The organism is Lentzea sp. NEAU-D7, assembly GCF_026242055.1.
GTDB lineage: Bacteria > Actinomycetota > Actinomycetes > Mycobacteriales > Pseudonocardiaceae > Lentzea.
In genome coordinates, this window is the sequence record NZ_JAPJDL010000038.1 from 42,436 (window position 1) to 64,234 (window position 21,799).

22 protein-coding genes and 1 tRNA gene are annotated in these 21,799 nt (G+C 68.8%); 13 read left to right on the forward strand and 10 right to left on the reverse strand.

The features are described from left to right. Positions 1-8 precede the first annotated feature (8 nt). Positions 9-656 carry a histidine phosphatase family protein gene (locus ORI60_RS43730; RefSeq protein WP_266043889.1) on the forward strand — a complete coding sequence of 216 codons (648 nt, stop codon included), beginning with the start codon at positions 9-11 and terminating at the stop codon, positions 654-656. On the opposite strand, the gene rpmF is transcribed toward ORI60_RS43730, so the two are convergent. From rpmF to ORI60_RS43745, 3 genes are read right to left on the reverse strand one after another with little or no spacing between them, the layout of a single operon-like run. Then, positions 653-814, reverse strand: coding sequence for a 50S ribosomal protein L32 (gene rpmF, locus ORI60_RS43735; RefSeq protein ID WP_266043890.1), 162 nt, complete (start codon positions 812-814; stop codon positions 653-655). The genes ORI60_RS43730 and rpmF overlap by 4 nt on opposite strands. Further along, entirely contained in the window at positions 814-1,065 is a 252-nt protein-coding gene (locus tag ORI60_RS43740) for a type B 50S ribosomal protein L31 (protein WP_266043891.1), read from the reverse strand. The genes rpmF and ORI60_RS43740 overlap by 1 nt, the downstream gene beginning before the upstream one ends. Next, complete coding sequence (locus ORI60_RS43745) at positions 1,062-1,946, reverse strand: GTP-binding protein (RefSeq protein WP_266043892.1); 885 nt, start codon at positions 1,944-1,946, stop codon at positions 1,062-1,064. The genes ORI60_RS43740 and ORI60_RS43745 overlap by 4 nt, the downstream gene beginning before the upstream one ends. A 62-nt stretch (positions 1,947-2,008) precedes the next feature. On the opposite strand from ORI60_RS43745, the gene rpmB reads away from it, so the two are divergent. From rpmB to rpsR, 4 genes are read left to right on the forward strand one after another with little or no spacing between them, the layout of a single operon-like run. Next, complete coding sequence (gene rpmB, locus ORI60_RS43750; protein WP_266043893.1) at positions 2,009-2,239, forward strand: 50S ribosomal protein L28; 231 nt, start codon at positions 2,009-2,011, stop codon at positions 2,237-2,239. After that, positions 2,239-2,406: a 50S ribosomal protein L33 gene (gene rpmG, locus ORI60_RS43755; RefSeq protein WP_030481361.1), complete on the forward strand. Its 168-nt coding sequence runs from the start codon at positions 2,239-2,241 to the stop codon at positions 2,404-2,406. Before rpmB ends, rpmG begins: the two co-directional genes overlap by 1 nt. A 4-nt stretch (positions 2,407-2,410) precedes the next feature. Further along, positions 2,411-2,704, forward strand: a complete 294-nt coding sequence (gene rpsN, locus ORI60_RS43760; protein ID WP_266043894.1) for a 30S ribosomal protein S14 — start codon at positions 2,411-2,413, stop codon at positions 2,702-2,704. After that, positions 2,704-2,934, forward strand: a complete 231-nt coding sequence (gene rpsR, locus ORI60_RS43765) for a 30S ribosomal protein S18 (protein WP_266043895.1) — start codon at positions 2,704-2,706, stop codon at positions 2,932-2,934. Before rpsN ends, rpsR begins: the two co-directional genes overlap by 1 nt. On the opposite strand, the gene ORI60_RS43770 is transcribed toward rpsR, so the two are convergent. Continuing rightward, on the reverse strand, positions 2,882-3,238 hold the full coding sequence (locus tag ORI60_RS43770) for a hypothetical protein (protein ID WP_266043896.1): 357 nt from the start codon (positions 3,236-3,238) through the stop codon (positions 2,882-2,884). The genes rpsR and ORI60_RS43770 overlap by 53 nt on opposite strands. 84 nt (positions 3,239-3,322) lie before the next feature. Between ORI60_RS43770 and bluB the strand changes: the two genes are divergently transcribed. Continuing rightward, the gene (bluB, locus tag ORI60_RS43775; protein WP_266043897.1) at positions 3,323-3,955 is read left to right on the forward strand and encodes a 5,6-dimethylbenzimidazole synthase; all 633 of its coding nucleotides are present in this window, start codon (positions 3,323-3,325) and stop codon (positions 3,953-3,955) included. A 44-nt stretch (positions 3,956-3,999) separates the two neighbouring features. Next, positions 4,000-5,499 (forward strand): sensor domain-containing diguanylate cyclase, encoded by a 1,500-nt coding sequence (locus tag ORI60_RS43780; protein ID WP_266043898.1) that lies wholly within the window; start codon positions 4,000-4,002, stop codon positions 5,497-5,499. A 13-nt stretch (positions 5,500-5,512) separates the two neighbouring features. Here the strand turns inward: ORI60_RS43780 and ORI60_RS43785 are convergent, their stop codons facing one another. Continuing rightward, on the reverse strand, positions 5,513-6,160 hold the full coding sequence (locus ORI60_RS43785; RefSeq protein WP_030481367.1) for a response regulator: 648 nt from the start codon (positions 6,158-6,160) through the stop codon (positions 5,513-5,515). A 451-nt stretch (positions 6,161-6,611) separates the two neighbouring features. Here ORI60_RS43785 and ORI60_RS43790 point away from each other — a divergent pair, with 451 nt between their 5' ends. Then, complete coding sequence (locus tag ORI60_RS43790; protein ID WP_266043899.1) at positions 6,612-9,812, forward strand: penicillin acylase family protein; 3,201 nt, start codon at positions 6,612-6,614, stop codon at positions 9,810-9,812. Positions 9,813-9,867: 55 nt separating this feature from the next. On the opposite strand, the gene ORI60_RS43795 is transcribed toward ORI60_RS43790, so the two are convergent. Next, positions 9,868-10,605, reverse strand: a complete 738-nt coding sequence (locus tag ORI60_RS43795; RefSeq protein WP_266043900.1) for an FkbM family methyltransferase — start codon at positions 10,603-10,605, stop codon at positions 9,868-9,870. A 10-nt stretch (positions 10,606-10,615) separates the two neighbouring features. Next, entirely contained in the window at positions 10,616-11,452 is an 837-nt protein-coding gene (locus ORI60_RS43800; RefSeq protein WP_266043901.1) for a hypothetical protein, read from the reverse strand. Between the two features lie 172 nt (positions 11,453-11,624). Between ORI60_RS43800 and ORI60_RS43805 the strand changes: the two genes are divergently transcribed. Then, positions 11,625-11,700: transfer RNA gene (locus tag ORI60_RS43805), tRNA-Arg, on the forward strand. Positions 11,701-11,827: 127 nt separating this feature from the next. On the opposite strand, the gene ORI60_RS43810 is transcribed toward ORI60_RS43805, so the two are convergent. Both ORI60_RS43810 and ORI60_RS43815 read right to left on the reverse strand, forming a co-directional pair. Beyond that, on the reverse strand, positions 11,828-12,310 hold the full coding sequence (locus tag ORI60_RS43810; protein WP_266043902.1) for a hypothetical protein: 483 nt from the start codon (positions 12,308-12,310) through the stop codon (positions 11,828-11,830). A gap of 62 nt (positions 12,311-12,372) precedes the next feature. Beyond that, a complete protein-coding gene (locus tag ORI60_RS43815) occupies positions 12,373-12,855 on the reverse strand; it encodes a GNAT family N-acetyltransferase (RefSeq protein WP_266043903.1) in 483 nt (160 codons plus the stop codon). Positions 12,856-12,883: 28 nt separating this feature from the next. On the opposite strand from ORI60_RS43815, the gene ORI60_RS43820 reads away from it, so the two are divergent. The 4 genes from ORI60_RS43820 (at position 12,884) to ORI60_RS43835 (ending at position 19,394) form a co-directional block, all read left to right on the forward strand. Continuing rightward, a complete protein-coding gene (locus tag ORI60_RS43820; protein ID WP_266043904.1) occupies positions 12,884-13,825 on the forward strand; it encodes a nucleoside hydrolase in 942 nt (313 codons plus the stop codon). Between the two features lie 46 nt (positions 13,826-13,871). Then, positions 13,872-14,771, forward strand: a complete 900-nt coding sequence (locus ORI60_RS43825; RefSeq protein WP_266043905.1) for an LCP family protein — start codon at positions 13,872-13,874, stop codon at positions 14,769-14,771. A 261-nt stretch (positions 14,772-15,032) separates the two neighbouring features. Then, entirely contained in the window at positions 15,033-18,842 is a 3,810-nt protein-coding gene (locus ORI60_RS43830) for a hypothetical protein (RefSeq protein WP_266043906.1), read from the forward strand. Between the two features lie 54 nt (positions 18,843-18,896). Further along, entirely contained in the window at positions 18,897-19,394 is a 498-nt protein-coding gene (locus ORI60_RS43835; RefSeq protein WP_266043907.1) for a DUF2165 domain-containing protein, read from the forward strand. Here ORI60_RS43835 and ORI60_RS43840 read toward each other — a convergent pair. After that, entirely contained in the window at positions 19,369-21,378 is a 2,010-nt protein-coding gene (locus ORI60_RS43840) for a diguanylate cyclase domain-containing protein (protein ID WP_266043908.1), read from the reverse strand. The two genes, ORI60_RS43835 and ORI60_RS43840, sit on opposite strands and share 26 nt — an antisense overlap. Positions 21,379-21,799 lie beyond the last annotated feature (421 nt).

The following is a 21,799-nucleotide window of genomic DNA, read 5'->3' on the forward strand; positions in this document are numbered from 1 at the left end:
ATGGTGGGGTGCGGATCATCCTGCTGCGCCACGGACAGAGCCTCGGCAACGTCGACGAGCTCGCCTACTGCCGCATCCCCGACCACGCCCTCCCCCTCACCGAGACCGGCGAGGAGCAGGCGCGCGCGGCCGGTCCGGCGATCAAGACCCTGATCGGCGACGGCCCGGTCGCGGCCTACGTCTCCCCGTACACGAGGACGAGGCGGACGTTCGACCTGCTCGGGATCTCGGCGGAGCGGATCGTCACCGAGCCGAGGGTGCGCGAGCAGGACTGGGGCAACCTGCAGGACCCGGTGCAGCAGGAGGTGCTCAAGCACCAGCGGCACGCGTTCGGGCACTTCTTCTTCCGTTTGCCCAACGGCGAGTCCGGCGCGGACGTGGACGACCGGGTGGCGGCGTTCCTCGACGGCCTGGAAGTCCGGATGCACAAGGACGACGCGCATCCCAAGACGGTGCTGGTCGTGTCGCACGGCCTGACGATCAGGCTGCTCTGCCGCAGGCTCTTCGACTGGAGCATCGAGCTGTTCGAGTCACTGTCCAATCCGGACACGTGCGAGAACCGCGTGCTCGACCACGACGGCACGGGGTGGAGGCTGGACCGCCCTTTCGACCAGTGGCGCGACTCACCGGACGGAACGGTCCAGCGCCCCGTCTAGACGAGCCCGCGCTTGTAGGCGGCGACCAGCCGCCGGGGTACGAGCAGTTCCTTGCCGTCCAACGTGCGCACGCGCACCAGGTCCGGCGCGGTGGCCTTCCACTGCGCCCGGCGGTGACGGGTGTTGGACCTGGACGTCTTGCGCTTGGGAACGGCCATCAGCGCTCTCGCTTTCCGTAGCGGCGGTTGAACTTCTCGACCCGGCCGGCGGTGTCCACCAGTCGTTGCGTGCCCGTCCAGAACGGGTGCGAGTCGGCGGTGATGTCGACGACCAGCAACGGGTAGGAGTTGCCGTCCTCCCACTCGATCGTCCTCGACGACGTCGCGGTCGAGCGGGTCAGGAACGACTTGCCGGTGGACGCGTCCTGGAAGACGACCGGGTGGTAGTCGGGGTGGATTCCGGGCTTCATATGGCCAGCTTTCGGATCGAGTCCACGAAGGACAGTTCGTCGTCGGTGAGCAGCGCTTCGGCGAACGCCGCGGTGATGGAGTCCGGCTCGCCCAGGGTGATCGCCACGATCTGGGTGGTCCTGCCCCCGCGCGGCCCGCCCTCGCCGACGTGCATGCCGCAGCCCGCGGACTCCAGGTGCAGCGCGACGTCCGGCTCGTCCGCCACCCAGAGCCGGCCGCGCGAGCGCACGACCGTTCCGTCGAGCAACGAGTCGAGCGCGTCGTTCAGCCGCGCCGGGTGGAACGGCCGGTCCGCCGTGAAAACCGCTGTCGAGACACCGCATTCGGGCGTGAGGGGCATCAGCCGCGGCCGGGTGCTCCTGCGCACGACCACCGTCTCGGGCGTGCAGCGGTGTGCGCCCGGAGCGAGCCGGTCGAGCACGGCGAGCGTGCGTTCGTCCGCGTCTCCTTGCAGCACCAGCACGTCCGCGGCCTCGGCCTGCGCGACGACGACCTGCGCCACCGTCCGCTGGTCGCTGACCATCGACGCATCGCCCAGGGCGTCGTCCAGCCAGGTCGCCGCGTCGAGCACGGTGATCACGCACTCGACGTCGATGCCCAGCTTGCGGCGCACCGCGTCCGGTTCCAGCAACGGGTCCAGGTGCAGCACGACCTCGTGGCCCGCGAACGCCCCGAGCAGTTCGCGCAGGTCCTCCCGCACGGTGCAGGACACGCAGCCGTGCAGCAGGTCGATGTCGGTCGCGATGCCGTCGACCCAGCGGCGGACGTGCGTTTCCGCAGCTACGTGACGCACGAGCACCGAGCCGGGCCGGTCGCGCCACACCCGCACGGCGACGTCGTGGTCGACCAGCCCCGCCACCATAACGACAACGGTTTCCATGTGAGGTACCGTAGATGAAAACGAAAGTCGTTTCAATCTGAGTTCGTCTCCTGGAGGTACTCGTGCGCTGCCAGCTGACCGGCCGTGAGCCGGGCTTCGGCAACCGCGTCTCGCACTCGCAACGCAAGACGCGGCGCCGGTGGAACCCGAACGTCCAGCGCAAGCGGTACTTCGTGCCGTCGCTGAACAGGTTCGTGACGCTGACGCTGTCCGCGAAGGGCATCAAGATCGTCGACAAGATGGGCGTCGAGGCCGCCGTGGCCCGGCTCCGCGCGCAGGGGGTGAAGGTCTGATGGCCAAGAGCACCGACGTGCGGCCGATCATCAAGATGAGGTCGACCGCGGGAACCGGCTACACCTACGTGACCCGCAAGAACCGCCGCAACGACCCGGACCGGATGGTGCTGCGCAAGTACGACCCGGTGGCGCGCAGGCACGTCGAGTTCAAAGAGGAGCGCTGAGGACGTGGCGAAGAAGTCGAAGATCGCCGCGGACCTCCGCAGGCGCGAGGTCGTGGCGCGCTGTGCGCAGCGGCGGGCCGAGCTCAAGGAGATGCTGCGGCACCCGGAGACGCGCGCGGAGGCGTTGCGGGGCCTGCAGAAGCTGCCTCGGGACGCCTCACCCACCCGGCTGCGCAACCGCGACGTCGTGGACGGACGGCCGCGTGCCTACAACCGCAAGTTCGGTCTGTCCCGCGTCCGGCTGAGGGAGATGGCCCACCGCGGTGAGCTGCCCGGCGTCTCGAAGGCGAGCTGGTGATGCGCGAGAAGAGGCCGCTCAAGCGCAGGCAGAACCTGCTCGCGAAGGAGGGCGTGACCGTCGTCGACTGGAAGGACGTCACGCTCCTGCGCAAGTTCCTCTCGGACCGGGGCAAGATCCGGTCGCGCCGGGTGACCGGCCTGACGCCGCAACAGCAGCGCCAGGTCGCCACGGCGATCAAGAACGCGCGGGAGATGGCCCTGCTGCCGTACCCGTCACAAGCGCGATGACCCGCACCGCCGCGCTGGCCAGGAAGGCCCGCGCGGCGGCCGGGGCCCCCCCCGCCGGGCCCCCCGGCGGGGGTTGGTCGGCCGTCAGATCGCCACGAACACCCACCAAGAAGGTCGCGTAGAGGCCCCAGCACTGCAGCGCGGCCAGGCCCGCGCCGACGATCGTGGTCCGCAGCGAGACGACCACCACGACGGCGGCGAGCAGGACGAGGGCGAGCAGCGGCCAGGCGCCGGTGAACGCGGTCACGCCGACTCCGCCGCCGAATCCGAGCGCCGAGCCGTAACCGCCTCTCATTCTTCGCATCCGACCGGTCTATCGCCTCAGGTGAGATCAGCGCCACCTCACCAGCGTGAAGTTGGTGCTTTCGAGTGAGGCACGATCGCACGAATGAACTTGTACGACGTGGTCCACCGCCGCAGGGACACCCGCGCCGAGTTCTCCGGCGAGGAGATCCCGGACGACGTGCTGCGCCGGGTGCTGACCGCCGCCCACGCCGCCCCCAGCGTCGGACTCTCCCAGCCGTGGGACTTCGTGCTCGTGCGCGACGAGTCCACCCGGCGCGCCTTCCGCGATCACGTCCAGGCCGAGCGCAGTGTCTTCGCAGCTCAGCTGGACCAGGACCGGGCCGAGACGTTCGCCAAGATCAAGGTCGAGGGCGTCATGGAGTCGACCCTCGGCATCGTGGTCACCTACGACCCGGACCGGGGCTCGCCGGCGGTGCTCGGCAGGCACGCGATCGCGGACGCCGGTCTGTACTCCGTGTGTCTCGCCATCCAGAACCTGTGGCTGGCCGCGACGGAAGAGGGACTCGGTGTGGGCTGGGTGAGCTTCTACCGGGAAGATGTGCTGCGCCGTCTGCTGGACATCCCCACAAGGGTCCGTCCGGTTGCGTGGCTGTGCGTCGGTCCGGTTCGATCACTGCCCGAGACGCCCGATCTGGAACGTCACGGTTGGCGCAACCGACTACCCCTCGATGACGTCCTGCACCACGATCGGTACGGGGCGCGACAGACCCGGTAGCCTGTGCGGGCCGCTCGGCCAGTCGGAACGGAGTCGATGAACGAGTGGAGCAACGCGATCCGCTGGTAGCGGGCCAGATTCCGCGGCTGGACCGAGAGGTCCGCGCGTTGCTCAACGCTGGCCGCTTGCCGGAGGCGAACAGCCTCTTCGACGAGGTGGTCACCAAGGTGTCCCCCGGTGCCGACCGCTGGGTCCGGTCGGCGGTGCTGGTCAACCGGGCGGTGATGGCCTGGCGCCTCGGCCGCATCCCCCTCGCGCTGGAGCTGGCCGCCGAGGGGTGGACCGATCTCGACGCCGACCGTTCGGACAGCCCCGCCGTGGCCCAGACGATGGGTTCACTGGGCTATCTGATGGAGGGCATCGGCAACCGGCGCGCGGCGCTCGACATGCTGCGACTGTCCGTTCAGGTCGCGCGGCGGGCGGGCAACACCGACACGCTGGCGCACTGCCTGCAGCGCCTCGGTGGTTCGCTGAACTTCCGCGCCTGCTCCGGGCCTCCCGCGGCGGCGCCGGCGATCTTCGAGGAAGCCCTGGCGTACCTCGACGAGGGCCTCGGCATCGTCAAGGACGAGGTGCACCGGCGCGCCCTGATGGGCGCGTACGGACGGTCCCTCGCGGGCGTCGGGCAGTTGGACAAGGCCGAGGAGATCGCCGAGGAAACCCTGCGGCTCGCGGTCGACGCCACCGACCTGTGGGGAATCTCGGTCGGCAACTGGGTTCTCGCGGTCGTGCGCCGCGAACAGGGCGATTTCGACGAGGCGCGCACACACGCGTCGCGTGCGGTGTCGAACGCCGAACGGATCAACGACACGTCACTGCTGCTGCGGTTCTCCACGGAGCTGGCGGACATATGCCACGCGCTGGGTGACGCGGTGGGCGAGGCCGAGGCGCTGCGGCGGTCGATGGCCGCTTCCCGCACGGCCACCGAGACGTTGCAGGAAGGCCTGGGCCAGGCGCTGGAGCAGCGCCGGGTGGCCGTTCAGGCACAACGGCTCGCGGTGGCGGCGCAGGAGGCCGCGGCACGCGATCCGTTGACGGGCCTGGCGAACCGCCTCGGGCTGGAACGGGCGGCCGCCGCGCTGCTGGAGTCGACGGCGGCGCGCGGGCGGGTGCCGTGGCTCGTGCTGGTCGACGTGGACTGGTTCAAGAGCGTCAACGACGACGCGGGACACGCGACGGGCGACGCGGCGCTGCGCGAGATCGCGGCGCTGCTGCGGCGCGAGTGCCGTTCGGACGACCTGGTGGCGCGCTGGGCCGGTGACGAGTTCGTGGTGCTGCTCGGCGACACCGGGCCGAACATGGACGTCGGCCCGAACGTGGCCGAGCGGATCCGCGCGGCCGTCGACGGGCACGACTGGACGATGGTGCTCGGCGCGGTCCGCCGCCCGACGGTCAGCATCGGTGTGGCGGCGGGACCGGCCAAGCTGGACCAGCTGTTCGCGGCCGCCGACATGGCGCTCTACCGCGCCAAGCGGCACGGCCGCAACAGGGTCGAGGTCGAGCCCTCGGTGGACGAGGTGCCCGAGATCGTGTCCGGGAACTAGGGGTTCTCGGCGTCTAGGCGATCAGGCCGCCGCGGTAGGCCACCAGTGCGGCCTGCACGCGGTTGACCGCGCCGATCTTGCCGAGCACGGACGAGACGTAGCCCTTCACCGTCGCCTCCGACAGGTGCAGGGTGCCGCCGATCTCCGCGTTGGACATGCCCTGACCGATCAGCACGAGCACTTCGCGCTCGCGTTCGGACAGGCTCTGGAGAAGCCTGCGTGCCGGCTCCGCCATTCGTTCGCCGTCGGCGACGGCCGCGAGAACTCTCGCCGCCACACCGGGGTCGAGAACAGCGCCTCCGCGCGCGAGATCACGCACGGCTTTGACGAGCTGTTCCGGTTCGGTGTCCTTGAGGAGGAAGCCTGCCGCGCCGAGGCGCAGTGCTTCCGAAACGTATTCGTCGACGTCGAACGTGGTGAGGATGCAGACCCTCGGTGGGTCCGGCAGGGTCCGCAGCCTCCGCAGGGCCACGAGTCCGTCCGAGGTGCGCATCCGGATGTCGAGCAGAACAACGTGCGGACGATGCTGGCGCGCCAGGTCGGCTACCAGATGTCCGTCATCGGCCTCAGCAACAACCTCGATGTCTCCGACGCTGCTCAGGATCATGCGAAGGCCGGAGCGGACGAGGTCCTCGTCGTCGGCCAGCAAAACCTTGATCACGACGCCTCCCGCATTGGCGTTCCGTGCTCCCTCATGTTCGTGATCTTGGCGTACGCACGCCGAAGGTCACGTTAATTCTCAGTTATCTCATCATGTGGTTACGGATTTTCGAGATCGCCGTGGGCGTTCACAGTTACCGGAATTGCGCGCTGACTTCGCTGCGTAGGCGGGCCACCAGGCGTTAGGAGGGATCATCGGAACCCTGAGTGACGAAACATCGAAATCCCACTGAGTGGAATGACGTACCAGAAACACGGATACGGCCTCGGTAATCCGATTCAGATGTCTCGCTTGGCCTTGTTTCTGCCCATATGTCTTTTCGATGGGTTTCGGGATCGATACAGGCCTTCCTGCGCCACATCGGAAAACGCGAAGGTCTTTCGCAATAGCCTTACCGGAAAGTAACGTGCGTCACAACAGCCCTGCCCTGCACGGAGAGGAGCTTCGCGCGATGCGGAGAGCCAATCCGGTGACGACCCTGCTGGCGACCGCCGCCGTCACCGCCTCGCTTCTGATCGTTCCGTCGGCCAACGCCGAGGAACCCCCACGCGCGGCAGCGTTCGCCGCCGACGACTACTGCCTCGGGCAGTGCGGCGACATCCTGCCTCCCGGCAACAACGGCAACGCGACGCTGGCCGAAATCCTCGCGCACAAGGCGTTCGGCACCCGGCCCGCACATTCGGCCGACCAGCTCGGCAAGTATGACGCCCTCGTCAACGGCTACGGCGGACTGACGAACTCGCAACTGACGGACTTCTTCAACGACGCGTCGTTCGGCGTGCCGTCCGACCAAGTCGAGAGCACCATCAAGCCGCGGTCCGACGTCACGATCGTGCGCGACAAGAAGATCGGCATGCCGCACATCACCGGCACCACGCGGTCCGGCACGATGTTCGGCGCCGGCTTCGCGGCCGCGCAGGACCGCCTGTGGCTGATGGACGTCTTCCGCCACCTCGGACGCGGCCAGCTGACCGGTTTCGCCGGTGGAGCGCCGGGCAACCGCGTGCTGGAGCAGAGCTTCTTCAACCAGATCCCCTATACCGAGGCCGACCTGCAGAAGCAGATCGACAGCGCTACCGCGAACGGCGGTGAGCGCGGCCGGCAGGCGCTGGCCGACGTCACCGACTACACCGCGGGCATCAACGCGTACATCACGCAGGCAGTGAGCGCTCGCAACTTCCCCGGTGAGTACGTGCTGACCGGGCACGCCGACTCGATCACGAACTGGAACGACATCCAGCCGTTCAAGACGACCGACATGGTGGCGATCGCGTCCGTGGTCGGTGGCCTGTTCGGTGCCGGCGGTGGCGGCGAGGTCCAGTCGGCGCTGGTGAAGCTGGCCGCGCAGAACAAGTACGGCGCTGCCGCCGGTGAGCAGGTGTGGAAGGCGTTCCGGGCGCAGAACGACCCCGAGGCCGTGCTGACCCTCCACGACGGACAGTCGTTCCCGTACTCCGCCTCACCCGCTTCGCCCCAGGGCGTGGCACTTCCCGACGGCGGCAACGTCACGCCGGAGCGCATGGTCTACGACGAGGTGGGCGGCACGGGCACTTCCGTCGCCGTTCCCGCTTCCGAGGACGTGGCGAAGGCGCGCGGCATCTTCGCCGACGGCGTGTTGCCCGCCGACCTGCTGAACAAGAAGCACGGCATGTCGAACGCCATCGCGGTGTCGGGTGCTCACACCGACAGCGGCAACCCGATCGCCGTGTGGGGACCGCAGACCGGCTACTTCGCGCCGCAGCTGCTCCTGTTGCAGGAGCTCAACGGCCCCGGCATCCGTTCGCGCGGCGTCTCGTTCGCGGGCGTCTCGATGTACGTGCAGCTCGGCCGGGGCGTCGACTACTCGTGGAGCGCCACCTCGTCGGGTCAGGACATCGTCGACACCTACGCGGTCGAGCTGTGCAACCCGGACGGCTCCGCTCCCACGAAGGCCTCGTCGCACTACCTGTTCCACGGCGCCTGCCTGCCGATGGAACGGCTGGAGCGCAAGAACGCCTGGAAGCCCACCGTCGCGGACGGCACACCCGCCGGTTCGTACACGTTGGTGATGTACCGGACCAAGTACGGCCTGGTCACGAGCAGGGCGACCGTCGGCGGCAAGGTCGTGGCCTACACGACGTTGCGTTCGACGTACATGCACGAGGTCGACTCGATCATCGGCTTCCAGGAGCTCAACGATCCGTCCGCGATCCGTTCGGCCACCGACTTCCAGCGCGCGGCCAACAAGATCGGCTACGCGTTCAACTGGTTCTACGTGGACTCCCGCGACTCCGCGTACTTCAACTCGGGCCTGAACCCGGTCCGCCGATCCACTGTGGACCCGAACCTGCCGACGTGGGGGCGGGCCGAGTACGAGTGGGTGGACTGGAACGGCGACGAGAACACCGCCGCCTACATGCCGTTCGCCGGCCACCCGAACTCGATCAACCAGGACTACTACATGTCCTGGAACAACAAACAGGCCAAGGACTTCACGTTCGGCGGCTTCGGCCACAGCGCCGTGCACCGCGGCGACCTGCTCGACGCCCGCGTCCGTGCCCTGATCGCGTCCGGCCAGAAGGTCACCCGTGCGTCCCTGACCCGCGTGATGGCCGAGGCGGCGGTGGCCGACCTGCGTGCCGAGCAGGTGCTGCCCGAACTGCTGAGGGTCTTGGAGTCCGCTCCCGTGGACGCCTCCTTGGCTCCGGTCGTGCAGAAGCTCAAGGACTGGCAGCGCTCCGGTTCGTTGCGCAAGGAGACCGCGAAGGGCAGCAAGACCTACGGCCACGCCGAAGCCATCCGGATTCTCGATGCCTGGTGGCCCCTGCTCGTCGAGTCGCAGTTCAAGCCGTCGCTCGGTGACGGCCTGTACAACGCCCTGGTCGCCGCCCAGCAGGTGGACGAGGCCCCGTCCGACACGCACGGCGCCGCGCCGCACAAGGGTTCGTCGTTCCAGTACGGCTGGTGGGGCTATGTGGACAAGGACCTGCGCAAGGTCCTCGGCGACCCGGTCCAGGGCGCGTTCCCGCAGACCTACTGCGGTGGCGGCACTCTCCCCGGCTGCCGCACGGCACTCGTGAGCTCCCTGCAGGCGGCCGTCGCCAAGCCCGCGACCTCGGTCTACCCCGGCGACGCCGACTGCGCCGCGGGCGACCAGTGGTGCGCGGACACGATCATCCACCGCGCCATGGGCGGCATCACCCACGACAAGATCCACTGGCAGAACCGCCCGACGTACCAGCAGGTCGTGCAGTTCCCGTCCCGCCGCGGCCAGACCACCACCAACCTGGCCGCCGGCCGCACCGCCACCGCGTCGTCGTACGAGAAGGGCTGGAACAACCTCCCGCCGTCGAACGCGGTGGACGGCAACCCGGCGTCCCGCTGGGCCAGCGACTGGAGCGACAACCAGTGGATCCAGGTGGATCTCGGCGCAGTGCAACGAATCGGTCGCACCGTGTTGCGATGGGAATCGGCTTTCGCCAGGGGATACCGCATCGAGATTTCCAATGACGGCACGAACTGGCGGAACGTTTTCTCCACAAGTGCTGGCGATGGCGGCGATGATGTCGTAGCGTTCACACCACAGGACGCGAGATACCTGCGGCTGACGGGCACGCAACGGGCCAATCAGTACGGGTACTCCCTGTACGAGCTTGAGGTCTACGTTTCGTAGGCCTTCGAGATGAGGACGCCGATCCACCCCCAGGGGTCGGCGTCCTCAACTTATTTCAGGCCCTGAACAGGTAGTTCCTGACCTCGTCCCCGATGGAGCCGGTCGGCACCCACTCACCGCCGTGCCACGTGCTCATCCGATACCTGCGCTCCGCGAGGAAGTCGGCGACGTCCTTCGCGTGGTAGCCGAACCGCTCGACGTGCCGTTCCTCGATCTCGAGCAGGAACGCGGGCTTGAGCCGTTCGATGGTCTCCGTCGCCCCTTCGAGAACCCGGAGCTCGGCCCCCTCCACGTCGGCCTTCACGAAGTCGAGCCGGGTGATCCCCTGCTCCTCCACGAAGTGGTCCAGGGTGTCCGTCTTCACCAGCACGTCCAGGTGCTGCTCGAACTCCTCGTTGGACCCGAGCCCGTTGGCCCCCACCGTGAGGAACGACCGCCCGGTGACAGGACTCCCGTGCCGCACCGGCACGGACATGACCTCACGCCCCTGCTTCTCCGCACCAAGCGCAACGGAGTGCCTCCTGATGTTGGCACCTTCCCGCGGCCGCAACACGTACGAAAGCGCGGGGTGCGCGAACACCAGCGGCTCGACGCTGTGCACAGTCCCTTGTGGACCAACCAGTCTCGACAAGGTCACCGTGTAGAGCCCCAGCGCGGCCCCGACGTCGACGCAGACGTCCCCCGGCTTGACGACCTTGCGAAGCCCGATGAGCTCCGCCTCGGCATAGGGCGTGAGCCGGGCCAGAGCCCGCAACCCGGCGACAACAGCGGCACTGCGAAGTTGGGTCAACACCCCAGTCAGCCTAGACGTGCCCGTTGTTGCGCGGTTCGCCTGCGGGCAACCCGACCTGGTCGGCGAACTCGGCGGCCACCCGCTCCCCACCGTAGACGCTGAGGGCCTTGACCAGGTGCAGCCTCAGGTCCTGCCGATGAGCGTCCCCGAGCTCAGGCATGGCCCGCTCCACACTGCTGACCAACGACTCGGCCCAGTTGGTGGCCGGCTCCCGCTGCGCGAGCTTCACGAGCTCGGCGAGGTGATCAGCCAGCTTGACCGCCTCCTCGACCTGGTACCCGTTGCGCTGCAACCACCAGATCGTCGCCGTGCCGACGTCCGTCAACACCTCGTCGCGCAGGTACCGGATCTCGGCCCGCTCGACGTCCCGTTCGGCCAACTTGAACGTGGAGTTCCGCAACAGCTCGACGTGCTTCCGAGCCATCTCCAGGTCCTCGTCACCAACCGTGATCTTCACCTGCTCGGCCCGCGCCCAGACATGCGTGCCGGGCACCTGCCGTTCGGTGGCGAGCTCATCCCCCAACTGCACCTGCAGGGCGGCGTGATGCACCAGCATCGCCTTGGAACTGATCTCCTTGGCCCGCTGCAGAACGTGGTGGATGGCCGCACTGCGCGGCGAGTTGTGCCGCAACCCGGTGGCCAGATCGAGCCGCCACACCACGGTGAACTTGAAGTGGAAGTCCAGCCCGTAGACCGCACTGGCCAACGGCGTCTCGAACTCCTGCTGATGACTGCTCGCCGGCGGCACGAACGTGATGTCGTCAGCGCGCTTGGGCACCCTCCGGCGCCACCAGGCCTTGAGGGAACCAAGCGGGCCAGGACGGAAGTCGGGCCAGGGTCTGCTCACGCCCTCTCCCTACCTGACGTTTGTGCCCGGCAGAAGGTGGCCTGCCTCACTTCCCTCCAACGGCCGCAGCCCGCTCCGCGCCGCCCTCACGGTGCGTGAGGGCGGGCCGGTTCGCGGCAGTGGGGGGCACTGGTCAACTCGGTGGCGGCACCCCGGTAGACTGCTGTCGCCAGCCCTAGTAGCTCAGGGGATAGAGCATCGGTTTCCTAAACCGTGTGTCGCAGGTTCGAATCCTGCCTGGGGCACCACCTTTCGCCGGGTGAAATCAGGGCCTGACATGCTGAAACGCTGTCGGGCCCTGATCTTTGCCAGCAGTCATCGTCAGCGAGAATCCCCGAGTGGGTTGTGCGTGGTGCGAGTTCGCAAACTCGACACTCACCTGCCGGCGCGGACGTGACTGATGTACGGCTCGTAGGCCGACAGATCACGAGACGGCTCATACCTGCTCAGGTAGTAGTAGTCGGCGATGATGTTGGCCTGCTGCTCGGTGTTGAAGTCGGCGAACGTCTTCCCGAGCAGGCCTTCCACGCCGCCGTAGTCGTAGAGGCCCTTCGCGAAGAACCCGGCGATCGCGGTCGGCAGGAGGCTCAGGACGCTGCGGCCGTGTTGGTACTGGTAGGCGTGCGTCAGCTCGTGGACCAGCCAGCGTTCGTAACGGGCCTGGTGTTGCGGTGTGGTCAGGACGCCCTTGGGGAACGTGACGAGGCGCGGGAGGGTTCTGGCCACGCCGAAGCTGCCCAGGAGGCCGCCTTCGGCGAGGCTCAGTGCGCTGATGTCCAGGGCGTCGCCGAACACCTCGCGGGCGATTGAGGCCTCGTGCGACTCCAGGTTGCGGCGGAACACAGGTCGGAACACCACGGTGGCTCCCCTGCTCTGGCTTCGGGCTGTCGGGCAAAGGGTGTCACGGGACAGGCAGGAATTCAGGCTGCGGCGCCCGTGAGCCGGTAGCGGATCTCGGTCAGCTCGGCCCCGCCTATGGTCTCGGTCTTGACCGTGCCGTCGGCGCGGAACCCGAGCCGCTCGTAGAACCGCCGCGCCCGCGGGTTCTCGTCGAACACCCACAGCACCACGTCCTGCTCCGTCCCGAGCGCCGCGCGTGCGAGCTCGTACCCGAGCGGGGTTCCCCATGCGGAGGGCAGCACGTAGAGCGCGTAGAGCTGGAAGGTGGCGTCAGGCTCGCTGGACGGGCCGACGGCGCAGAAGCCGGCCACGGTGTCGTCGGCGAGTCCTACCCAGACACCGCCTCGCGGGATGGCTCGTTCCCACATCGCCGTGCGCTGGGCCACGGACAGGCTCTCAAGCTCGGAATCCGGCACCAGGCCGCGATAGGCGGCCCGCCAGGTTTGGACGTGCACCGACGCGACGGCTGGAGCGTCGGAGGCTTCTGCGAGACGGACCGTCATGGCTTCCCCCACTGGCATGATCGAACGCATGCGGATCATCGTCGACGCGGACCCCGGTATCGATGACGCCCTCGCTTTGTACTACCTGCGCGCCCAGCCGGAAATCGAAATAGTCGCCATCGGCACGGTCCACGGCAACGTGCCGGTCCAGCAGGCCACGGCCAACGCGTTGCGGCTCACCGAACGGCTCGGGCTCGACGTTCCCGTGGCCATGGGTGCGGCGAAGCCGCTGGCGCAGCCCCTCATGACCGCCGAGGACGTGCACGGGCCGGACGGACTTGGCGGCCACGCGGGCGACGAGCCCGCCGCCTCTCCCACCGGGGAGAGCGCCGCCGAGCAACTGGCGAACCGGGCAAGGCGGAGCCCGGGCGAGCTGAGCCTCCTCGCCATCGGGCCGCTGACGAACGTCGCTCTCGCCCTGCAGATCGAGCCGCGCCTGCCGGAACTGCTCGGCAAGGTCGTCGTCATGGGTGGCGCGCTCAACGTGCCCGGCAACATCACCTCCCAGGCCGAGGCCAACTTCTGGCACGACCCGGAGGCGGCCGACCTCGTCCTCGCCGCCGGCTTCGAGGACCTCACGATCGTCGGGCTCGACGTCACCATGGAGGGGCACGCGCCGCAGGAGTGGCTCGACGCGCTGCCCGGCGACTGCTTCCCGAGGCGGATCCTCGGCTTCTACGCCGACTTCTACGGCAGCTTCCTCGGCAAGAAGGGCTTCGTCCCGCACGATCCGCTCGCGGCGGCGATCTTCTGCGACCCCGGTCTCGCGACCTACCGCGAGGACCGGTTCGCGATCGAGCTCACCGGCCGCTACACGCGCGGCAAGATCGTTGCCGACCAGCGGTTCCTGGCCGAGGACAGCCCGTTCGGACGTGACGTCGCCACCGAACGCACGACGGCCCGGTACGCCGTCACGGCGGACAACGCCCGCTTCCTCGACCAGCTGAGGCACGCTGTGACACAACCATGACGAACCGCCGACGGGACCTGGACAAACAACGGGGACCGTGAGAAGCATGAACGTCCACTTGAAACGATGGCTCGCGGTCTCGGGGGCCGCCGTGGTCATCGCGACGGGCGTCGTGGCCGGGGGCTCCTACTGGCGGCTCGAGAGCAATCTCAAGACCGTCGATCTCGCGAAGGAGATCACCCACCCCAGGCCTCCGTCGACGCCTGGCCGGCCCCTCAACATCCTCCTCGTCGGCAAGGACGACGAGCGGTCCGACACCGCCATGGTCGTCCAGCTGAACGCCAAGGGCGACCAGGCCCGCGTGATCAGCATCCCGCGCGACACCATGGTGCCGAGGCCGCGCTGCGGCGACGACCCGCCGGTCGCCATCGCCATGTTCAACAGCGCCTTCTCCACGGGCGGCGCCGCGTGCACCGTGGCGACGGTCGAGCAGATGAGCGGCATCCGGATCGACCACTTCGTGCAGATCGACTTCAACGGGTTCCGCGACGTCGTCGACCGGCTCGGCGGCATCGACGTCACGATGCCCGAGGCCATCAACGACGAGAAGAGCGGGCTGCACGTGCCGGCCGGGCCGGCGAAGCTGAACGGAACGCAGGCGCTCGCATTCGTGCGCACCCGCTACAGCATCGGTGACGGCAGCGACCTGAACCGCATCAAGAACCAGCAGCTGTTCATGCGGGCTTTGAGCGAGAAACTGGCGAACGAGAACTGGCTCGCCAGTCCGGCGAAAACCCTCGAGCTGGCCGACATCCTCACGAAGTCCATCGTCACGGACACCGGAATCGGCTCGATTCCGAAACTGGCCGATCTCGCGGGAAAACTCACCACGTTGGAACCGGACGCCATCACGTACGTGACGCTCCCGACCGAGACCTACCTCCCCGATCCGAACCGGGTCCAGCCGAAGCAACCGGAGGCGGACGCGCTCTGGCAGGCCGCCTGACCTAGCAGACCGCTCCCTGCCACTCGCCGGGAAGCGGCCCCGCGGGCCACGGCTGAGGAGACCCCCAGCGCTCCTCAGCCGTGGACGCTCTGCCCCAGTCGGTCACTCTCACGTCGGCGATCTCCCCCTGCTCGTGAAGGTCGTGGAGTCGAGGTTGTCAGACCACCTCGTTATGGTGGGTCTCTGACTGCCTGTGCGGCGCGTGCGCCGCAGCTCAGACGGGCGGTCCTCGTTTTCCGGTCCGGACGAGGAGGAGGCCGGTTGGGACCCCGTGGCGTCTTCGCGGAGCGCTTCGCGCTGCTCTACGCGGAGGCTGGCGACCCTCCCCTGAAGAGGGTCACTGAATCGGTCACCCGTGCCCGCCGATCGGACGAGCAGGGCAGGCCGCTGCGAGTGCCCGCCCAGCGGGTCAGCGACTGGCGGCGAGGGCGCAACGTCCCCGCCAGGTTCAGCGGACTGAGCGCCGTCCTGGAGGTCCTCGTCGGCGAGGCCCGCAAGCGCAGACCTCAGCCGGCGATCAACGGCCTGTACGAACTCGACGTGTGGCGCACCCTCTGGGAAGAGGCGCTCGCCAGCCCCGTCACCGAAACGGACACACCTCCTCAGGGAGACGACTCCGTTTGCCCGTACATGGGCCTGAGCGCATTCGGGCCGCAGGACGCGAATTGGTTCTTCGGCCGGGAAATGGCGACGAACGCACTTCTCGACCGGCTGAACGAAAACGGCATCACAATGCTCGTGGGCGCGTCCGGCGCCGGCAAGTCCAGCCTGATGAAAGCGGGCGTGCTGCCCCGGCTGGACAAGGAGACGATCGTCATCTCGCCGGGCACCGATCCGCTGAAGGAGTTCGCGCTCCGGGTACCGGAGCTGATCCCCGCGCTGGAGTCGGCGGTCGCCGCGGACGGGCACGTCGACCTCACGCACGAGGTGCAGCTCGCGGTCGGCGACCGGGTGGTGATCGTCGACCAGTTCGAGGAGGCGTTCACCCTCGGCGGTGACGAGAACCGGTTGCGGATCTTCGTGCAGGCCCTGCACGCGGCTGCCGAGAAGAGCGCGGTCGTGCTCGGCGTGCGGGCCGACTTCTACGCCCGCTGCCTCGACTTCCCCGAGCTCGCCGAGGCCCTGCAGAGCAGGCAGATGGTGCTCGGCGCGATGTCCGCGGCCGAGGTGCGCGACGCCGTGACGAGCCCGGCCAAGGCCGCGGGCCTGCAGCTGGAGGCCGGTCTGGTCGACCTCGTGCTGCGCGACCTGGGCACGCACAACCGCCGCGGCAAGGACGCCTACGACGCCGGCGCGCTCCCGCTGCTCAGCCACGCACTGCTGGCGACGTGGCAACGCAGGCAGGCGGGGCGCCTCACGATCGCCGGCTACCAGGCGGCCGGCGGCATCCAGGGCGCCGTCGCCGCCACCGCCGAACGCGCCTGGTCGGACCTCGACGAACCGGCCAGGGCCGCCGCGCGGCAGTTGCTCCTGCGGCTGGTCAGGGTCGGTGACGACACGCAGGACACCCGCCGCCGCTCCAGCCGCCACAGCCTGCTGGAGGCCAGCACGAACCTCCCCGCCACGGAACGCGCGCTGGAGGTCCTCACGCACGCCCGCCTCGTCACCGCGGACGCCGGCTCGGTCGAGATCACGCACGAGGCGCTGCTGCAGGCCTGGCCCCGGTTGCGCAGCTGGCTCGACGAGGACAGGGCGGGCAACCTCACCCGGCAGCGGCTGGAGGAGGACGCGGCGACGTGGTCGGCGCACGACCGCGACTCGTCGTTGCTCTACCGGGGCGCACGGCTGGAGGGCGTGCGGCAGCAGCGGGACGTCACCACGATCGCCAAGGAGTTCGTGCGCACGTCCGAACGCCAGCACCGCAAGAACGTCTGGCTGCGCAGGTCGGCGGTCGCGCTGGTGGCGGTGTTCGCGCTGATCGCGGCGGGCGCGGCCGTGATAGCGGTCAACCAGCGCAACGACGCCCAGTTCCGCCAGGTCGTCGCCGAGGCCGACCGGCTGACCGCGAGCGATCCGTCGCTGTCGGCGCAGTTCCTGATGGTCGCGCACCGCATGCGCCCGGACGACCAGGGCGTGGTCGCGAAGCTGCTCGCGATCCAGCAGGTCCCGCTGGCCGTGCCGCTCGTCGGGCACACCGGCGCGGTCTACCTGACGACGTTCAGCCCGGACGGCTCGCTGCTCGCCACCGCCAGCTACGACCGCACCGCACGCCTGTGGGACGTCCGGGACCGCAGCCGCCCCAAGGAGCTCGCGGTGATCGCCGAGCACCGGAACTGGCTGAGCTCGGCGGTGTTCTCCCCGGACGGCAAGGTGCTCGCGACCACCGGCCAGGACGCGACGATCCGGCTCTGGGACGTGGCGGACCCGAGCGCCCCCAAGGCGTTGAAGACGATCGACACCGGCAACGGCCCCTCGTACCTGCTGGAGTTCAGCCCCGACGGCACGCTGCTCGCCGCGGCGAACGAGGACCGCTCGGCGGTGCTGTGGGACGTCCGCGATCCGGCGAACCCCGTTACGTCCGGAGAGCCGATGCGCGAGCACACCGCCTCGGTCCGCTCGCTCTCGTTCACCCCGGACGGCAGGACCCTGGCCACCGCGGGCGACGACCAGACGATCCGGCTGTGGGACGTCGCCACCAGGACGCCCGTCGGCAAGCCGATGACGGGCCACACGCTCGGCATCCACAGCGTGGCGTTCAGCCCGGACGGCAAGCTGCTCGCGAGCGGCGCCGACGACAAGATGGTGCGGCTGTGGGACCCGGCCACGCAGGAACCGGTGGGCCAGCCGCTCGTCGGGCACACCGGACCGGTGTGGTCGGTGAAGTTCAGCCCGGACGGCCGCACGCTCGCCTCCGGCGCGTCCGATGCCACCGCCCGGCTGTGGAGCCTCACCAACCCGGCCGCACCGACCCCGCTCGGCCGGCCGCTCGCCGCACGGGGAGCCGGCATCTTCGCCGTGGGTTTCAGCCCGGACGGCGACTCGCTCGCGACCGGTTCGCTGGAGAACGCGGTGAACCTGTGGTCGTTGCCGCAGGCCATGCTCATCGGCCACTCCTCCCAGGTGACGACACCGTCGTTCAGCCCGGACGGCAAGATCGTCGCGACCGGCTCCGGCGACAAGACCGTGCGGCTGTGGGACGTCTCGGACCCGCAGCACCCCGAGCAGATCGGGCAACCGCTGCTGGGGCACGAACGGTCGGTCAGCCGGCCGCGGTTCCGCCAGGACGGCAAGGTGCTGGCCACCGCGGCCGGCGACAAGACGGTGCGGTTGTGGGACGTGAGCGATCCGGAGCACCCGAAACCGCTCGGTGAACCGCTCGTCCTGTCCAACCGGTTCTCGGCGTGGGCGGTGTTCCGCCCGGACGGCCAGGTGCTGCTGACCAGCAACACCGACGAGTCGGTGCGGTTGTGGGACGTGCGCGACCCGGCGCGGCCCGTCCCGCTCGGTGTCCCGCTGACCGGGCACGACGCCTACATCAACGACGTCGAGTTCAGCCCGGACGGTCGCACGGTCGCCACGGCGAGCAGCGACAAGACGGTGCGGCTCTGGGACGTGAGCGACCCGGCACGGCCGCGGCAGCTGGGAGAGCCGATCAAGGCGCCCCAGGTCGTGGGGCAGGCGATCTTCACCGCGGACGGGCGCACGCTCATCACCTCGGGGCAGGACAAGGTGATCCGGCTCTACGACGTGCGCGACCGCGAGCGCCCGGTGCGGATCAGCGAGCTGTCCGGGCACACCGGCACGATCAGCGCGATCTCGGTCAGCGCCGACGGCAGGACGCTGGTGAGCAGCAGCGCCGACAGGACGTTCCGGCTGTGGAACGTCGAGGACCCGGCCAAGCCGTACTTCCTGGGCCGCCAGATCGCGGGCGACTGGGCGGCGGAACCGCTGGCCCAGTTCGCGCCGCAGGGCAACGTGCTCGCCACCGGCAACGCGGACGGCGTCGTGCGGCTGTGGGACCTCGACGTGGAACACGAGATCAAGCGGATCTGCACGGCCACCCGAGGCGTGCTGACCCCCGCGCTGTGGCAGGAACGTCTGTCTCAGATGGACTTCCGGGATCCGTGCTGACCCTCACCGCGCAACTGCCTCACAGCCGGCACTGCATCGGTTACTGTCCGCTTCATGCGTCTTCTTGCTCGGGTCGGCAGCTTGCGCGCGATCGTCGCGGTGACCGTGGGGTTCATCGCTCTCAACATGATTCTGGTGGTGCTCGGCAACGTCACGGACTACGGCACGAACGAGGCGTTCGTGCAGCACGTCCTGGCGATGGACACCACGTTCGGCGAGGGGCTGAAGTGGCGGGCCATCACGAGCCCTGCCGTCGTCACGATCGTCTACGTCGCGATCATCCTGTGGGAGGCGATCTCCGCGGTCCTGCTGACCGCCGGCACCATCGCCTACCTCCGCGACAAGGAGGACAGCGCGCGCCAGTTCGCGTCCGCGGGCCTGCTGATGATCGTGGCGTTGTTCCTCGGCGGCTTCATCACCATCGGCGGTGAGTGGTTCGCGATGTGGCAGTCGAAGGACTGGAACGGCATCGGCGCGGCCCTGCGCATGGTGACCATCGCGGGCTTCGCGCTGATCCTCGTGCACCTCAACCCGCGTCGGGCCACTCCGTAGTCGGCTTCACGCAGAACACCGGCCCGACACCCGCGTCGGCGCCGATCTCATCCCACCAGTCGCGCTGCTCGGCGTCCTCGATCGAGTCAACCACCACCATGCCACCGGCCTCGTGCACGAACCCGACGAGGTCGCTGAGCACGTGCGACACCAGTTCGTCCGGCTTCTGGCGGCGCCCCTTCACCCGCACGGCCGCCACCCCGAGCGAGCGCACGAGCTCGATCTCGGCGGTGGAACCCTGGAAGTCGCGCGCCCCGATGTGGATGCCCATGTCCGCCAGCAGATCCAGGTTGTCGGCGGCCTCGCTGTCCTCGGACGCGAGCACGTGCACGGGGAAGCCCAGCAACAACCGCCCGGCCTGCAGCCCGGTGTCGGCCAGCACGCGCCGCACGTCCCGAACCAGGTCCGGGTTGTTCGCGAGGCTCTCGGTCAGGCAGACCGCGAGCATCTCGTCGTGCCGGCAGGCGGTCTCGGCGGCCGTCCGCAGCATCCACTCGCCGAGCGGCAGCATCAGCCCGGTGTGCTCGGCCATCGACACGCACTTCTCGTGCTGGATCAGCCCGACGTCGCGATGCCGCCAGTTCAGCTCGGCCTCGACGCACACCCGCGCCGACCCGTCGAGCTTCATGACGGGGTTGAACACGACCTCGATCTCGCCGTTCTCCCACGCGCCGGGCATCACGGCGGCGAGCGCGAGCTCTTCCTGCTCCCGCTTGTCCTGAGTCGCGTCGTGCAGCCCCCACTGCCGCCGCCCGCTGCGCTGGGCCCGCCGCAACGTCATGTCCGAGGCGCGTAGCACCTCGGCGGGACGATCTCCGGGGTGCAGCCGCGGCAACACCCCGATCGACGCGGACACCGCGACGCCGTGCTCACCGAAGTAGAAGGGCTCGGCGAGCTCGTGCTCGATCATCCGGATCGTCGTGTCGACGTCCGGCGTGTCGACGCCGTTCTCCACCAGCACGGCGAACTCGTCACCCTCGAAGCGGGCGACCATCGCCTTCTCGGCGGAGAACACGGAGCTGAGCCGCTCGGCGACGAGCTTCAGCACCTTGTCACCGACCTCGCGCCCGAGCCCGTCCGTGATCACCGCGAAGGCGTCGAGATCGAGGTGGTACAGCGTCACCCCGTGCTCGATGTCGCTGTGCAGCAACGATTCCAGCCGGGTGGTGAGGTACTGCCGGTTCGGCAGCCCGGTCAGCGCGTCGTGCAACGACTGGTACTGCAACCGCCCGCCGAGCAACGTCAGCTGGCTGTCGTCGTCGATCATCACCACGTAGTGCCGCGGGTTGTCCTCGGTGTCCTTCTGCACGGTCGCCGCGAGCAGCACCCGGAAGTGCTCACCATCGCGGTCGATGAGCCGAGGCCGTTCCTCCACCCGCCGCATCCGCCCGTGCCGCAGACCGGCCAGCGCGTCGTTGACGAGCGGTAAGTCGGTGGGAGCGATCAGGTCGGTGAGCGTCATCCCGTCGACGTCCTCACGCCGCAGGATCGTGCACAACGCCTCGTTCGCCCGAATCAGCTCCCCGTCGAGACTGACGATCGCGATGCCGGTGGACGAGTGCGCGAAAATGTCCTCGAACCGCTCCTCGCTGGCCTGCAAATCAAGCTGCACAGCCCGATTCGCCCGCAACAAGGCCTGACTGACGCTTTCCTGCTGCTCCAGCACAAAAGCCTGAATGGCCGCCGTGTAAGCGGCGGACACGGCACCGATCACCAACGCGGCCCGCTGGGCGTCCGCCCCCTCCTGCACGATGAAGCGCGCGAGGATCTCGACCGACTCCAGCAAGCTCTCAGCGCCGACGCAGTGCATCTCGACCAGCCGAGTGCCGACCCACGAGGCCACACCGGGTTCGTCGACGAGCGCCTCGGCCACGACGTTGAGCAGCTCACGCAGCTCTTCGGTCAGCTTCGCAGCGGATAGCGGCACATACGCGGTGCGACTGATCTTCATCGCCCAGTCGCGCGCCAGCTCGTCACGTCCCACCGGACGTGACGGTCTCGCGTCGTCCTGGCTCGGCAACCGTTCCACCTGACCTGCCTCGGCGAGCAACGGTGCGGAAGCCTACCGCCAGCAACCCACACCATCGCAACGCATGGAGACGTTCCCTCCAACGGGGGAATAGTGATCTCTGAGCGTTACAGCAATTACTAGCTCGATCGGACCAATTTTCTCACGAATCACCAGAACCCTCGACCCCAGATCGACCTGGAGACGGTCAACGGAGCCTTGGCGACGGCGAACGGCCAGGCCACCAGCACCCACCAGCCCACGGCAGGCACCTGATCGCACGCAATGCCGAAGGCGAGCCGTCCTACCAAACGCTCTGGGTGGGGTGGCTTCGTCACGAGTCGTGCCACAGCACTTGCTGCATGAGAGAAGGGGTGTCAACCCGACACGCTTTTCG